This is a genomic window from Ornithinibacillus contaminans, from assembly GCF_001038425.2.
GTDB lineage: Bacteria > Bacillota > Bacilli > Bacillales > Amphibacillaceae > Ornithinibacillus > Ornithinibacillus contaminans.
On sequence record NZ_LDPV02000042.1, the window covers coordinates 15,058 to 29,229 of the forward strand.

Consider the following 14,172-nt stretch of genomic DNA (forward strand, 5'->3'; position numbering starts at 1 on the left):
ATCCTATAGGAGATTGGAACAAAAATGGAACAAAAAAGTACGGATGTTAATCCCATACTCTTATGTTCCTGTTCCATTCTCCTTTTTCTTATAAAGCTCCAACCCTAGCAAGTACGGGATTTTCTTTTCCGTGACACTCAGAAACTGTGCAATAATCGGAAAGTCTATATCCGGTTTGATAGTTATTAATTCACCCCACCACTCCGCCTCATAACGAGACAGCATGCTTAAGTTATATAAGACCAGATAATGAAGCATCACCTCAGATATCGGCGTAAAAAACTCCTTATCTCTCGGTAAATAAATCGAAAAATCCATATCCATTACAAATGGTCCGGTTGCCGCTTGGATGGGCTCGTTTAAGTGAAGTAGCATTTGGCCATCAGCTCGTTTTATTTCCATAACTTCTGGTAAAAAAAACGCCAATCGCGTAATAAATGCTTTCTCAGTTAAAAAATAATCATCACAAATCGCGGTCGGAATAGACAGCGTATGATCCCCAACACGACCAACTCGCCATAAGCTGTCTTCCTCTTCCCATTTCCATAACGATCGAAGCTCTGGAAGTAATTGCAGCAGTGATTTCATTGTCACCTTTTCAAATGGATGTTGTTTGATTCCAAAGAGATGCTCTGATACATAGGGGAATAATCCATTGTGCTGAATTTTGACCTCATCCACTAGAAAACTATAATTTTTCTTTTTCCGCTTTCTTGTTGAAAGCCCATGTGCTAAAACAGAGGTCGATTCTGGATAATCTGGTCGAATCGTTAAAAGGCACGCTTTTAATAAATGTGCCATCCCATAAAAAAGCATGACAGGCTTTAACACCATATCAAGCTTCTTCCCTGCGTTATAGTAAGTCCAACCATGTTCAATGTAATAACGGAATACATTACAATTCTCATAGCTTTTCCGTTCCGCATCCTGTTCATGTAATTGACGATAGCATTGGTATAAATACGATTGCGCAGTTTGTTCGGATTGTAGATAGGTATAAAACGAATTGATGTCATGTTGGTGCATCGTAAATTCCTCATTAGCCCTCTATATTATTTAAAAACTTTGAAAAAACTTACTTTTATTTTCGCTAATTCTTATATTGAAAATATCCTAGTGTTGCCGTATTGTATATAACAATAGATATACTTACTAGCATGACCATTTGCTTATTTTATTATTCGATAGAGTAGGATTTTGGCCGTTTAACACGTCGAAATCAAGAAACTTTCCATCCAGCGCATTTGCGCTTTTTTTAAAAACAAAAGGAGGATTATGATGAGAACTGATAAATTTGCTAAAGAAGGTTTAACATTTGATGATGTGTTATTATTACCCGCAAAGTCGGAAGTATTACCTCGTGAAGTAAGTGTTCGTACCGTTTTAAGTCCAACTTTAACCTTGAATGCACCGCTTATTAGTGCAGGAATGGATACTGTAACAGAAGCACCAATGGCGATTGCCATGGCAAGACAGGGCGGTTTAGGCATTATTCATAAGAATATGTCCATTGAAGAACAGGCGGAACAAGTAGATCGTGTAAAGCGTTCAGAGAGTGGTGTTATTACTAATCCTTTCTTCCTAACGCCAGAACATCAAGTATTCGATGCGGAGCATTTAATGGGAAAATATCGAATTTCTGGTGTGCCGATTGTCGATAATGACCAAGACCAAAAGCTCGTAGGTATTTTAACGAATCGTGATTTGCGTTTTATCCAAGATTATTCCATGTCAATCTCTGACGTGATGACGAGTGATAATTTAGTGACAGCCCCGGTTGGAACCACATTAGAAGAAGCAGAAAATATTCTCCAGCAATATAAAATCGAAAAGCTACCATTAGTGGATGATAATGGGGTCTTAAAAGGGCTTATTACCATTAAGGATATAGAAAAAGTAATTGAATTCCCGAATGCGGCAAAAGATGCGCAAGGTCGGTTATTAGTTGGTGCTGCAGTTGGGATTACCGGTGATTCATTGAAACGAATTGAAGCGTTAGTGAATGCTGGTGTTGACGTAATTGTCATTGATACAGCCCATGGTCATTCCAAAGGTGTACTTGATCAGGTAAAAGAAGTTCGCAACCAATACCCAGATCTCAATATCATCGCAGGGAATGTAGCAACTGCTGAAGCGACAAAAGCATTAATTGAAGCTGGTACAACGATTGTGAAGGTTGGAATTGGACCTGGCTCTATTTGTACGACGAGGGTTGTTGCAGGTGTCGGAGTACCGCAAATTACAGCAGTCAATGATTGCGCGATAGCGGCAGCAGAATATGGTGTGCCAGTCATTGCCGATGGCGGAATTAAATATTCTGGTGACATTACAAAAGCAATTGCTGCAGGTGCACATGCGGTTATGCTCGGTAGTTTACTGGCAGGGGTTACCGAAAGCCCTGGAGAGACGGAAATTTATCAAGGCAGACGGTATAAAGTATATCGTGGCATGGGCTCAGTTGGCGCCATGAAAGCAGGATCGAAGGATCGTTATTTCCAAGATACAGACGATGCTAAAAAGCTTGTTCCTGAAGGCATTGAAGGAAGAGTAGCCTATAAAGGTCCACTAACTGATACGGTCCATCAATTACTTGGTGGTTTACGTTCTGGTATGGGTTACTGCGGCTCACCAACTATTGATGCATTGCGAGAGGATGCACAATTTATTCGAATTACCAATGCAGGATTAATTGAAAGTCATCCACATGATATTCAAATAACAAAAGAAGCACCGAATTATTCAGTTAAATAGTCCTTAGTTGGTTGAAAAAAAATAGCGAATAATCGGGGCTAAATCGTGGATTTTGAGTAAAAATAACTAAAGGATAATTAAATAGATGGGCATTATGGCCCGTCTATTTTTTTACTGGAATCTGTGATAAAATACTAAAGGTGTTCCTAGGAAGGAACTATAATTTTTACTAGCATAAGGTGGAGGTAAGAGAAGTGAAACAAATCTTTTCCAAACTAATTATCATGTTACTTGCTGTCTTCGTTATAACAGCATCGTTTATATCACAACCATTGACTACACAAGCGCAAGAATTGGATTTACCTGCTGAATCGGCTATTTTAGTGGATGCGGAAACAGGGAAGGTTTTATTTGCTAAAGACGCTGATATGGCACTTCCACCAGCAAGTATGACCAAAATGATGACAGAATACCTTGTCTTGGAAGCAATTGAAAATGGGCAAATCACGTGGGAAACAAAAACCCAAATTAGTGACTATCCATATAGTATATCGGCTAATCCTGAATTCTCAGGAATTGGTTTAACACAAGATAAACAATATACGGTTAAGGAATTATATGAAGCAATGGCGATTTTCTCTGATAACGGGACAACCATTGCGCTAGCAGAATTAATTGCTGGTTCAGAAGGTGAATTTGTAAAACTAATGAACCAAAAGGCAGACGAAATGGGTCTTCCGGATGCAAGCTTTGTTAATGCAACAGGGTTAGAAAATAGTTATTTAGGTGATAACTATCCAGAAGGAACCGATCCAAACGGAAATAATTTACTTTCAGCACGTTCATTAGCGTTATTAGCGTATAATCTAGTAAATGATTTTCCACATGCATTAGATATTTCTAGTCGTATTGAAGATGACTTTGAAGGCTATAAGGTGGAAAATTTAAACTGGATGCTACCACATGAAGCATCGTTCCTGAAGCAGTTCTACTATGAAGGTATGGATGGCTTAAAAACTGGCTATACCGAGCTTGCAGGCTACACATTTACAGGTACAGCAGAGCGTGATGGTCATCGTTTAATTACCGTGGTAATGCGTACCGATAGTAAGGAAGCACGTTTTCAGCAAACGGCTCAATTAATGGACTATGGGTTTAAGCAATTTGAATCGAAGGAATTATTCCCTGCTGGTTATCAGCTAGATGATCAAAAAACATTACCAGTCGCAAAAGGGAAAGAAGATACAGTTGGTATTTCGACTCGTGAAGGCTTTACGATTCCAATTAAAGCTGGCGAAGAAGAGCTTTATCACATTGAATATAAACTGGATGAATCGAAATTAAATGAAGACGGCGAATTAATTGCCCCAATTGAAAAAGGCGATAAAATCGGAACAGCTGAATTAGTTTACAGCGGTGAATCGGACTATGGTTATATCTTTAATGCAGATCATGCAGAAGTAGACCTAGTTGCAGATGCAACGGTTGAAAAGGCGAATTGGTTCATGCTTGGACTAGGCGCTGTTGGTGATTTCTTCAGTGGAATCTTCACCTCCATTGTAGACACGGTTAAAGGCTGGTTCTCCTAATCGTTTATAGGAGGAAAGCTTGCATCTTTTTCGTAAATTGGGTAAGATAGATTTTAATTAGATTGTATGAAAAAAAGTAATGATAGGAACTAGTAACAGTACCCCTTTCTAAAGAGAGTCGGTGGTTGGTGTGAACCGGCGAAAGACTACTGTGAATCCATCCTTGAACTGGTTTATGGAACAGAAGGAAGTCCTTCTTAGTAAGTAAACCCGGCAGCGTACCGTTAACACGACTTAAGCCGGAAGAGGAAACTCTTCAATCAGGGTGGCAACGCGGGAAACTAAACTCTCGTCCCTATTTATTGGGATGAGGGTTTTTTTGTACGTTAGAAAGTATAAAATTTTTACTATGGAGGTAAGCGAAGTAGCTAAAATTTTAAAGGCCTAAGTATAAGAAAAACGTACACATTCACTAAAAGATGAGTGAATGCGAGTTTTTCTAATATAGAAAAAGCTAATTAGGAGGAATTGTTGATGTTAGACATGAAGTATTTACGTAATCATTTTGCAGAAGTAAAGGAAAAGCTACAACATCGTGGTGAGGATTTATCAGAGCTTGATCGTTTTGGTGAGTTAGACGAAAGACGTCGTGAATTAATTAATAAAACGGAAACACTAAAAGCACAGCGTAATGAGGTTACCAAGCAAATCTCTGTCCTAAAGAAGGAAAAAAAGGATGCAGAAGCGGCAATTAAAGAAATGCGCGAAGTTGGCGATCAAATTAAGGAATATGATAATGAGCTACGCGAAATCGAAGAAACATTGGAATTAATGATGCTATCGATTCCAAACATTCCACATGAGAGTGTACCCGTTGGCGAGAGCGAAGATGATAATGTCTTAGCACGTAAATGGGGAAAAGAGACAGCGTTTGATTTCGAAGCACAGGCACACTGGGACATCGCAACGAATTTAGATATTCTTGATTTTGAACGTGCCGGAAAAGTAACCGGCAGTCGCTTCGTTTTCTATAAAGGACTAGGCGCAAGACTTGAGCGTGCATTATGGAATTTTATGTTAGATTTACATGCTGATGAACATGGTTATGTGGAAATGCTGCCTCCGTACATGGTGAACCGGGCTAGTATGACTGGAACTGGTCAGCTACCAAAGTTTGAAGAGGATGCTTTTAAGCTAGAGGGTTGGGATTATTTCATGGTACCAACAGCCGAAGTACCTGTGACCAACTACCATCGGGAAGAGATTTTCAGTGCTGAGGATTTACCTACGAAATATGCGGCATTTAGTGGCAGCTTCCGTTCTGAAGCGGGATCAGCTGGTCGTGATACACGCGGGTTAATTCGTCAGCACCAATTTAATAAAGTTGAGCTTGTTCAGTTTGTGAAGCCTGAGGATTCATATGCGGCATTAGAAGAGCTTACTGGTCATGCGGAGAAGGTTTTACAATTGCTTCAATTACCATACCGTGTGATGAGCATGTGTACAGGTGATTTAGGCTTTACCGCAGCGAAGAAATACGATATCGAAGTATGGATTCCAAGTCAAAATATGTACCGTGAAATTTCTTCTTGTTCTAACTTTGAAGCATTCCAAGCAAGACGTGCTGGAATTCGCTTTAGAAGAGAAGCAAATGGTAAGCCAGAATATGTGCATACATTAAATGGATCTGGACTAGCAATCGGTCGTACCGTAGCAGCTATCCTGGAAAACTATCAGCAAGCAGATGGTTCTGTGAAGGTTCCAGCCGTATTAGTACCGTATATGGGCGGGAAAGACGTTATTAAATAATGCAGATAAATGTAACGAGGCTAGTTGTCTAGCCTCGTTTTAGTATTTAGTAGTTTATTTAAAATCCTTGCGATAGAGGATAAAAGAATAAACGGCTCCAACTAGGAATACGATACCTTGAAATAGTATGAAGAATTGACGGAAATAATCAATATCCCGGTCAACCCACGAAATAAAGATACTATTCATGATTAATTGCGTTACAAACATACACACGATTATTTTTAAATAAATCCCATTTGTGCGCTCATCAGGCTTACCGAATTTTTTACTGATAATAAATAGAGAAAGGATGGAACCTGCATAAACCAGCATGGTAATCCCTGCGATAATATTGAAGTTAGTAGTGCTTTCCAACATCCATTCATTTAGTACATCAATCATTTAGCTCATCCTTTCTTTTATAAGTAAATATTTCATTGATATCCACTTCAAAAAAATTAGCAATTCGAAACGCTAGAATTAGCGAAGGGGAGTAATTATTCTTTTCCATGACAAAAATGGTCTGCTTAGAAACACCAACCGCATCCGCTAACTCCTGCTGTGATATTCTTCGTAACACGCGATGCTCATACACCTTATTGATAATGGAATCACCAAAATCTTCTTTCACATCATACACCCTCTTTTTGTAGTTCTTTTTACAGTATAAAATATAACTATTATTATATAAATTTTTCATAAATGGCTTTGTGAAGACAAAAGGAGCCTGGGACATAAGTACTTGTGATAAGATAAAATCCGAATTTGAGCGTAATGCCTGCTGCGGGAATATACTCCTTCCCGTACGTTTCTCCGTGTTTTCCCTACGCTGAATTAGGCATGGTTCGTAATTTTATCTTTTCATTTTACTTATGTCCTAGGCTCTTAATTTTTTTTCTGATAGTCAAACGTGTAATGGTGACTTTACTCACAATTATTTTAAGAACTCCATTTGCCTATCATTATTTAATTGATAGAATAAATTTTGGAAGTAACTTATTTTATCCGTATCCGTCATTTCAAAATCAGCATCACTAATAGTCGCAGAATAAGCACTAAATTCTTTATCACTTTCTTTAAGGGTTAGCTCTATTTCTAACTTTTCATTTTCATTTTCAAATAAGAGTACAAGCGTATCCTTGTTCCATTCATACGTTCCCTCTTCGTAACCCAGCTTATTTTTCACGATATTTTCATCTAAAAATTCTAACTTCATAAAGGGGGAATATCCCTCAGGACTATTAAAATCTGCATCAAGTGCATCTGGACCCAGTTCTAGATAAGAGACATTAAAAGTTCGTCCCGATAACTCGTCTCCATTGGTACAAGCAGAGGTCAGAAGTACCAGGAACAATAGTAGAAAAACAAATCGCGTTTTCATAATGGTAGCCCCTCTCTCGATTCATTCTGTATAGTTCTATTACGGAAGAGAGTAATAAATGGTTCCAGCATTTATCAAACTATTCCAATAAATAAAGAGTGCGGGTCTGTGTTAAAGTTGTAATTTTACAAAATATTATATAAAATGGAAAATTAGTAGAGAAAGGAGTAGAAGGAATGAATCGTATCAATCTATTAACATTAGGGGTATCTAATATGGAAACGTCACTTAAGTTTTATCGAGACGGGCTTGGGTTTGCAACAAGTGTTGCGGAGGATAATCCTGAAGTTGTGTTTTTTAAGAATGGCGGAACAAGGTTGGCATTATTTCCAATTGATGAATTGGCAAACGATATTAATCCGGACAACCCACCACAGCGAGATGGATTCTCTGGCATTACCCTTGCTTACAATGCGAAATCAAAGGAAGAGGTAGACCAAGTAATGGAACAAGCAATCCAAGCTGGTGCTGTTATGCTAAAAGAACCACAAATCGTCTTCTGGGGCGGCTACAGCGGCTACTTCTCCGATCCAGACGGCTACACCTGGGAAGTTGCTTACGGGGAAATGTGGAAGTTTGATGATAATGATATGCTGGTTATTGATTAAGTAGAGTTGAGGGAAAAAACTAGGAAGTAATTTAATGATAAGCAAAAAACGTACAAGGAACTACTTTAGCGTAGGGAATATACGAAGACTCCTGCGGGAGGAAGGGCCTAGTTGAGACCCTGCAGTGCGCAGCACGAGGAGGCTCAACAGCCCCCCGCGGAAAGCGAAGTATATTCCCGAAGCGGGTATTTACGCCAAACTATCTTTCGAGTTAGTTTTGCATCTACATAACTAGACATAAATAGTCATTAAAGTTGGAAAAGTTTTTTATTTTTTCAATGTGAAAAAATGCGCAAAATCTAATTGACATAAAAAACGAAATCCTGTATATTAATTAATGTTGCTACGGAGGTATACCCAAGTCTGGCTGAAGGGATCGGTCTTGAAAACCGACAGGCGGGTCAAACCGCGCGGGGGTTCGAATCCCTCTACCTCCTCCATTAAACAAGCGCATAAATATTGGAGATATAAAAAACCGTTACGATTGTAGCGGTTTTTTTTGGTTTTATCTCTTTTTGAAAAACGACTCCAACAGCGCGGCTGGAAGATGGAACTTATCATTATTCAACTCGAGCAAAGATAATTCCTGCTCCGATTCGTTCTCTTTTAATTCCTTTATTTCATTGTGGAGATTTTCCATACGGTGATCTAACTCAGTTGCAACATCTGCAGCATCCTTTAATTCCTTAGAAAGATGCGCCGGAATGGCTTTATCATACTTATAATAAATTTTATGCTCCAGGCTTGCCCAAAAATCCATCGCAACGGTTCTAATTTGAATTTCCACATGAACCTTTTCCACCCGGTCCGAAAGAAAAACAGGAACACTTAAAATTAGGTGAAGACTTTGGTAGCCATTTGGTTTTGGATTTTTAATATAATCCTTACAATCAATTACCGTAATATCCTCCTGTTTTTGAATCATGTCACTAATTTTATAAATATCGGTAACAAACGAGCAAACAATTCGGATACCGGCAATATCATGGATGTTTTCGCGAATCGTATCAAAGTTGAAATCCAATTCTTTTTGTGCGATTTTCTTTAGAATGCTTTCCGGTGATTTTAACCGTGATTTAATATGTTCAATAGGATTGTAGTCATGGATATGCTGGAACTCTTCTTTTAATATCTCTATTTTCGTATTCATTTCATGAAGCCCGAATTTATAGTTCATCATAAAGCGCGTCATTTCATTTCGAATTTGCTTCATTTGTTGTTGTATGGTTTTCTCAAAATCCAACAGTAATCTTCCTTTCATAGCTGATACCTTTATTATACAGCAGCACCGTTTATGGTATAGACGATAAAGTCGCAAAAAAAAGATGATACACGTTAACATGTACCATCTTTGTAACAATTATTTTATAAGTGCTCGTGATTCCCAGCGTCTTGATTGTTGAATAAAGTGACCAATTTTTTCTAGGATTGGTTCAATCGATGTTTTATCATCCATTAAGTCATAATCGGAAATATTAATGCGTAAGATAGGGCATGCATTAAAGCCATCAATCCAGTTTTCATAACGGGAATACATTTCTTCCCAATACGTGTTTGGCGTGCTTTTTTCCATTTCACGACCACGCTCTTGAATGCGGCCAATTACTTCTTCAAATGATCCCTCTAAATAGATTAGTAAATCAGGGTGTGGGAAATATGGTGTCATCACCATGGAATCGAATAAAGCTGTATAGGTTTCATAGTCGGTTTTTGACATGGTGCCATTCTCATAATGCATTTTTGCGAAAATGCCAGTATCTTCATAGATGGAACGATCCTGAATAAATCCACCACCATATTCAAAGATTTTCTTTTGTTCCTTGAAACGTTCAGCAAGGAAATAAATCTGAAGATGGAAGCTCCAGCGTTCAAAATCTGCATAGAATTTTTCTAAATATGGATTGGTATCCACTTTTTCAAATGACGTTTTAAAATTTAGTGCGTTGGCTAATGCCTTTGTTATGGTTGACTTTCCAACCCCAACAGTTCCAGCGATGGTAATGATACTATCATTTGGAATGTTGTATTTCTCTCGTAAATTCATTACATGTTCTCCTTTTATGGTGGGTTTCATATTATTTTGACACAGTAACAACATTACTTAGCTGCAAGTTCACTTGCTTCATAATAGCTTCTAAATCAGCTTCGTTCTTCACGAAATCCATTTCATCGCCATTAATTCGGATTACGGGGATTTCTGGATGCATGATTTCAAATTCATTCATGTAAGCCTCGTAGTCTTCAGCAAGCTGTGCTAAATAGGAAGCCTTAATATTCTGTTCGATTTCTCTACCACGCATCTGAATTCGATTTAAAATCGTATCTAAGCTCGCATGCAGGTAAATCAGCATATTTGGAACAGGCATGTCTTTTGTTAAAATATGATAGATTTGCTCATACTTTTCAAACTTATCCGCCTGTAATGTACGCTTAGCAAAAATCATATTTTTCGAAATGTGATAGTCTGCGACAACAGCTTTATTTACGTTTAAATATTTTGTTTCAATGTCTTCTAATTGCTTAAACCGATTGCAAAGAAAGAACATTTCGGTTTGAAAGCTCCACTCATCTATGTCATCGTAAAATTTACCTAAAAACGGATTTTCTTCAACGATCTCTTTTAATAAATGAAATTCAAACTGATCGGATAGCCGTTTGGCTAATGATGTTTTCCCAATACCAATTGGTCCTTCAATTGCAATAAATGGGACCTCTGCCATTCTAGTTCCCCCAATCAAAATAAATGTTGACAGTCATCTTTTCATTTTATCACACTACTACGAACTCTTCTAGAAGGTTTCGAGAAAGCTGACTTTTAATTTATGGAAATTTAAGCGGTACAGTTATTTGCTTTGATTAATCCCAAAGTTTTTGTATAATTAGGCTTGTCATTAATTTCATTGCCCTCGTAGCTCAGGGGATAGAGCATCGGTTTCCTAAACCGTGTGTCGCAGGTTCGATTCCTGCCGTGGGCGTTACGTTAGACCTTGCTGATGCAAGGTTTTTTTGTTTTATTTTGTAAGTTGAAACTAGAAATTTTTTCCCTTTTGGAACCAAGTTAAGGTCACTAAGAAAGAAATCTATATTATTGTTTTATGAGATTAATAATATAGATTTTGATTTGGAAGAATTTATAGGTTTCATAGAGAATACATTTATCATAAGAGGGAAGAAACAGCCAAGGAAGTTAAGTTTACTATAAAAGATAGAACAAAAAGATTCGTAGATAAACTCTCAAGGAATGACTACCAATAAACTTGATATTACTTGTACATCATTCACACCTAAATCTCGTAAATACAGCACTTATGAAGGAACTGCAGGCAAGATTTCGAAAAACCTTATACACCATAGATTCCATACAACTATTCCAACATCAAAATTAACGACCGATACATCTGAATTCAAATACTATAAAACCGATTCTGAAGGGAAGCTAATCATTGAGAAGGCCTATTTAGATCCATTTCTTGATATGCTTTAATGGTGAAATTCTATCCTTTCAGAACGACCAAACGCTTAGGTAATTATGGATGCTTTAGATGAAGCAATTGAAATAACAAAAGATTGTCCATATCGAACGAAAATACACTTTGATCAGGTCTGGGTTTATCAAATGAAAAGAAATGTAAGGAAACTAAAAGATTACAGTAAAATTCAAAGTATGTCCCGAAAAGGAAACTGTCTGGATACTGAAACAGGAAATGTATTACGTTAGACTTTATAAATTATTTGAGGAACTTAAACAAGCAGTAACTGATTATATTTTTTACTATAACTATGAACGGATAAAAGCAAAATTGACTGGTATGAAGACGGTGGAATACCGTCTTCATACCAGTCAACAAGCTGCATAAATATTTTTGTCTAACTTTTAGGGTTCAGCACAAAGGGATATTCTTTTGTCTTTTAGAGCGTTAGCGTTCCCTTGTCATTCGTCTCCTTGACATAACCCTTCAGTCTATAGAAATTTGAAACTTTCATACCTTTATTGGAATTGTGTGGCCACATTCCAATAATTAACTTAACTTTCGAAGAGAGGGGGCTTTCAAAAAAACAATTAGTCAGCAGCAGGATGTTCCCATATGACTTTCTGATCAGGTATTTTTTTTAAATCTCCAAGGGAATAACCTCTCTCTACTCCTTCTCCTGTGTATATATTACCTGAAATGATGGAGATAATATTAATAGAATCTACATCATTTACATCATTTAAATTAATTGAAAATGTCCCTTTACTAGAAAAAGAGGGTTCCCTATGTATGATGATATATAATACTTCATCAACTTTTTCTACATTTATGTGAGATACTGCTTCAAAACGATCTACTTTAACTTCTCCGGTAATTTCAGTTTCTGTTGATAAAACTTCGTCTGCAGATATACTGATGCTGTTTATGTCTTCAATAGGAACAACACTAATATTTTGAGCTTTGTATATACCCCATAAAATATATAAACATAAAAATATAATCGCACTTATCAAGAAAAAAAGTATAACTTTTTTTAAAGACAATTTTTTCTTCAAAATATTCCTCCATCCTAGTAAATTTCAAAGTAATAGATTTTACTAATTATAGTACAAATAATCTAATTTATGACATAATTATAACAAATATTGTTGTTTTTTGTAAGATTAATATATATAATCATTGTGGAGGAGGTGTTTTTATGAAAAAGAGGAAAAATATTGCTATTATTTTAAAATGGTACCTGTAGTTAGGACACTTGAAAAAGAGTGTTTTATCTACAGGTATTTTTATATATAATTAAATTTCACAATACGGGGACTAGGAGATATCATGAGTAAAATAATATTTTCAGATAAAGAGATAAAAGCACTTCAAAAGAATCCAAATGTACAACGCGTTAGTGAGAAATCCATCACTTACACGGATGCTTTCAAGAATAGGTTTATGGATGAGTATCTAACTGGTAAACTCCCACGACAAATCTTTATGGAGAGTGGATTTGATGAAGAAGTAATTGGGATAAAACGCATTGAACAATCCGCATGCCGGTGGAAGAAAGCTTATGAAACGAAAGGGTTAATAGGGCTTACTGATACAAGGAAAACAGAATCTGGCAGAACCCTGAAACGGGAGCTTACACCTTCTGAAGTGATCGAGAGGCAAAATGCACGAATCAAGCTTTTGGAAGGACAGGTGGAGCTGTTAAAAAAGCTAGAAGTGATAGAAAGGAGGCTGCTAAACACAAGAGAAAATCTAAGCCCAAGTAAAGCATATCAATTGATTCAAGAGACAATTGAACAAAATGGTTTTAAAAGGATGACTAGATACTTTTGTGATCTTTTAGGTGTTTCACGTTCTGGATATTATAGTTGCTTGAAGGCATCTGTCGTTCGGGAGGCTAGAGAGCAGCTAGATTTAGAAGTGAAGGAAATCATCCTAGAAGCTTTTAACCGCAGAGGTTATAAGAAAGGTTCACGTTCCATTAAAATGATCCTAGAGAATGAGTATGATCTTATTCTTAGTCGTAAAAAGATACAGAGAATCATGAAGAAATACGGAATTGTCTGCCCTCACAGGAAAGCGAATCCTTATAAACAAATCGCAAAGGCGACAAAGGAGCACCAGGTTGTACCAAACAAATTAAACAGGGAATTTAAGCAAGGAGTCCCAGGAAAAGTATTATTGACGGATATCACCTACTTGCCATATAACGGTAATTGTATGGCTTATTTGTCAACCATAAAAGATGGTTCTACCAATGAACTCCTGGCTTACCATGTGTCTGACCGAATCACTTTGGATATCGCAATCCAGACGGTCCATAAATTGATGAACAATAAGAAGGTCCCTCTTGATTCAGATGCCTTCATTCACTCGGATCAGGGAAGCCATTACACAAGCCCACGATACCAAAAACTTTTAAAGAAGTATGGCTTAGGCCAGTCTATGTCACGAAGGGGTAACTGTTGGGACAACGCTCCTCAAGAATCATTTTTTGGTCACCTAAAGGATGAAGTAGATTATAAATCAGCCAAAACATTAAAGGAATTAAAATTGAAAATCAATCATTACATGACTTACTATAACAATTACCGTTATCAGTGGAATCTAAAAAAGATGACCCCTATTCAATATAGGAATCATCTATTATCTGCATAACCTCTTTTTTTATAAGTGTCCTTGACACGGGTGCCAGTGTA

The 14,172-nt window shown here is 37.2% G+C and carries 13 protein-coding genes, 2 tRNA genes, 1 pseudogene and 1 other annotated feature; of the genes and pseudogenes, 8 read left to right on the forward strand and 8 right to left on the reverse strand.

Annotated elements, in window-relative coordinates; all coding sequences use genetic code 11:
• Positions 1–60 precede the first annotated feature (60 nt).
• A complete protein-coding gene (locus JF53_RS10685) occupies positions 61–1,026 on the reverse strand; it encodes a YaaC family protein (RefSeq protein ID WP_047981908.1) in 966 nt (321 codons plus the stop codon).
• Between the two features lie 252 nt (positions 1,027–1,278).
• Between JF53_RS10685 and guaB the strand changes: the two genes are divergently transcribed.
• From guaB to serS, 3 genes are all read left to right on the forward strand, one after another.
• Positions 1,279–2,751: an IMP dehydrogenase gene (gene guaB / locus JF53_RS10690; RefSeq protein ID WP_047981909.1), complete on the forward strand. Its 1,473-nt coding sequence runs from the start codon at positions 1,279–1,281 to the stop codon at positions 2,749–2,751.
• 194 nt (positions 2,752–2,945) lie between these two features.
• A complete protein-coding gene (locus tag JF53_RS10695; RefSeq protein WP_047981910.1) occupies positions 2,946–4,280 on the forward strand; it encodes a D-alanyl-D-alanine carboxypeptidase family protein in 1,335 nt (444 codons plus the stop codon).
• 70 nt (positions 4,281–4,350) lie between these two features.
• Positions 4,351–4,580: a binding site (T-box leader), on the forward strand.
• Between the two features lie 174 nt (positions 4,581–4,754).
• Positions 4,755–6,029 carry a serine--tRNA ligase gene (serS, locus tag JF53_RS10700; RefSeq protein WP_047981911.1) on the forward strand — a complete coding sequence of 425 codons (1,275 nt, stop codon included), beginning with the start codon at positions 4,755–4,757 and terminating at the stop codon, positions 6,027–6,029.
• Positions 6,030–6,083: 54 nt separating this feature from the next.
• Here serS and JF53_RS10705 read toward each other — a convergent pair whose 3' ends face one another.
• From JF53_RS10705 to JF53_RS10715, 3 genes are all read right to left on the reverse strand, one after another.
• On the reverse strand, positions 6,084–6,413 hold the full coding sequence (locus JF53_RS10705; protein WP_047981912.1) for a hypothetical protein: 330 nt from the start codon (positions 6,411–6,413) through the stop codon (positions 6,084–6,086).
• Complete coding sequence (locus JF53_RS10710) at positions 6,406–6,642, reverse strand: helix-turn-helix transcriptional regulator (RefSeq protein WP_047981913.1); 237 nt, start codon at positions 6,640–6,642, stop codon at positions 6,406–6,408. The genes JF53_RS10705 and JF53_RS10710 overlap by 8 nt, the downstream gene beginning before the upstream one ends.
• A 303-nt stretch (positions 6,643–6,945) precedes the next feature.
• Complete coding sequence (locus JF53_RS10715) at positions 6,946–7,392, reverse strand: hypothetical protein (RefSeq protein WP_047981914.1); 447 nt, start codon at positions 7,390–7,392, stop codon at positions 6,946–6,948.
• A 176-nt stretch (positions 7,393–7,568) separates the two neighbouring features.
• Here JF53_RS10715 and JF53_RS10720 point away from each other — a divergent pair, with 176 nt between their 5' ends.
• Together JF53_RS10720 and JF53_RS10725 are read left to right on the forward strand one after the other, a co-directional pair.
• Positions 7,569–8,000 carry a VOC family protein gene (locus JF53_RS10720; protein WP_047981915.1) on the forward strand — a complete coding sequence of 144 codons (432 nt, stop codon included), beginning with the start codon at positions 7,569–7,571 and terminating at the stop codon, positions 7,998–8,000.
• 347 nt (positions 8,001–8,347) lie between these two features.
• Positions 8,348–8,440, forward strand: a tRNA-Ser gene (locus tag JF53_RS10725).
• 65 nt (positions 8,441–8,505) lie between these two features.
• Here the strand turns inward: JF53_RS10725 and JF53_RS10730 are convergent.
• The 3 genes from JF53_RS10730 to JF53_RS10740 all read right to left on the reverse strand — a co-directional run bounded on the left by JF53_RS10730 (position 8,506) and on the right by JF53_RS10740 (position 10,720).
• On the reverse strand, positions 8,506–9,261 hold the full coding sequence (locus JF53_RS10730; protein WP_047981916.1) for a GTP pyrophosphokinase: 756 nt from the start codon (positions 9,259–9,261) through the stop codon (positions 8,506–8,508).
• Between the two features lie 99 nt (positions 9,262–9,360).
• Positions 9,361–10,044 carry a deoxynucleoside kinase gene (locus tag JF53_RS10735; RefSeq protein WP_047981917.1) on the reverse strand — a complete coding sequence of 228 codons (684 nt, stop codon included), beginning with the start codon at positions 10,042–10,044 and terminating at the stop codon, positions 9,361–9,363.
• A gap of 31 nt (positions 10,045–10,075) precedes the next feature.
• Positions 10,076–10,720 (reverse strand): deoxynucleoside kinase, encoded by a 645-nt coding sequence (locus JF53_RS10740; protein WP_047981918.1) that lies wholly within the window; start codon positions 10,718–10,720, stop codon positions 10,076–10,078.
• Positions 10,721–10,902: 182 nt separating this feature from the next.
• Between JF53_RS10740 and JF53_RS10745 the strand changes: the two genes are divergently transcribed.
• A tRNA-Arg gene (locus JF53_RS10745) sits at positions 10,903–10,975 on the forward strand.
• Positions 10,976–11,689: 714 nt separating this feature from the next.
• Positions 11,690–11,857 (forward strand): annotated as a pseudogene (locus JF53_RS17270) (IS3 family transposase); the annotation flags it as partial.
• Positions 11,858–12,060: 203 nt separating this feature from the next.
• On the opposite strand, the gene JF53_RS10755 reads toward JF53_RS17270, so the two are convergent.
• Entirely contained in the window at positions 12,061–12,528 is a 468-nt protein-coding gene (locus JF53_RS10755) for a hypothetical protein (protein ID WP_047981919.1), read from the reverse strand.
• Between the two features lie 274 nt (positions 12,529–12,802).
• On the opposite strand from JF53_RS10755, the gene JF53_RS10760 reads away from it, so the two are divergent.
• Positions 12,803–14,131, forward strand: a complete 1,329-nt coding sequence (locus tag JF53_RS10760) for an IS3 family transposase (RefSeq protein ID WP_047982140.1) — start codon at positions 12,803–12,805, stop codon at positions 14,129–14,131.
• Positions 14,132–14,172 lie beyond the last annotated feature (41 nt).

Coding starts and splice junctions, on each gene's coding strand:
- JF53_RS10705 (WP_047981912.1), bottom strand. CDS start 6,413: ATGATTGATGTACTAAATGAATGGATGTTGGAAAGCACTACTAACTTC.
- JF53_RS10730 (WP_047981916.1), bottom strand. CDS start 9,261: ATGAAAGGAAGATTACTGTTGGATTTTGAGAAAACCATACAACAACAA.
- JF53_RS10735 (WP_047981917.1), bottom strand. CDS start 10,044: ATGAATTTACGAGAGAAATACAACATTCCAAATGATAGTATCATTACC.
- JF53_RS10715 (WP_047981914.1), bottom strand. CDS start 7,392: ATGAAAACGCGATTTGTTTTTCTACTATTGTTCCTGGTACTTCTGACC.
- guaB (WP_047981909.1), top strand. CDS start 1,279: ATGAGAACTGATAAATTTGCTAAAGAAGGTTTAACATTTGATGATGTG.
- JF53_RS10685 (WP_047981908.1), bottom strand. CDS start 1,026: ATGCACCAACATGACATCAATTCGTTTTATACCTATCTACAATCCGAA.
- JF53_RS10760 (WP_047982140.1), top strand. CDS start 12,803: ATGAGTAAAATAATATTTTCAGATAAAGAGATAAAAGCACTTCAAAAG.
- serS (WP_047981911.1), top strand. CDS start 4,755: ATGTTAGACATGAAGTATTTACGTAATCATTTTGCAGAAGTAAAGGAA.
- JF53_RS10720 (WP_047981915.1), top strand. CDS start 7,569: ATGAATCGTATCAATCTATTAACATTAGGGGTATCTAATATGGAAACG.
- JF53_RS10740 (WP_047981918.1), bottom strand. CDS start 10,720: ATGGCAGAGGTCCCATTTATTGCAATTGAAGGACCAATTGGTATTGGG.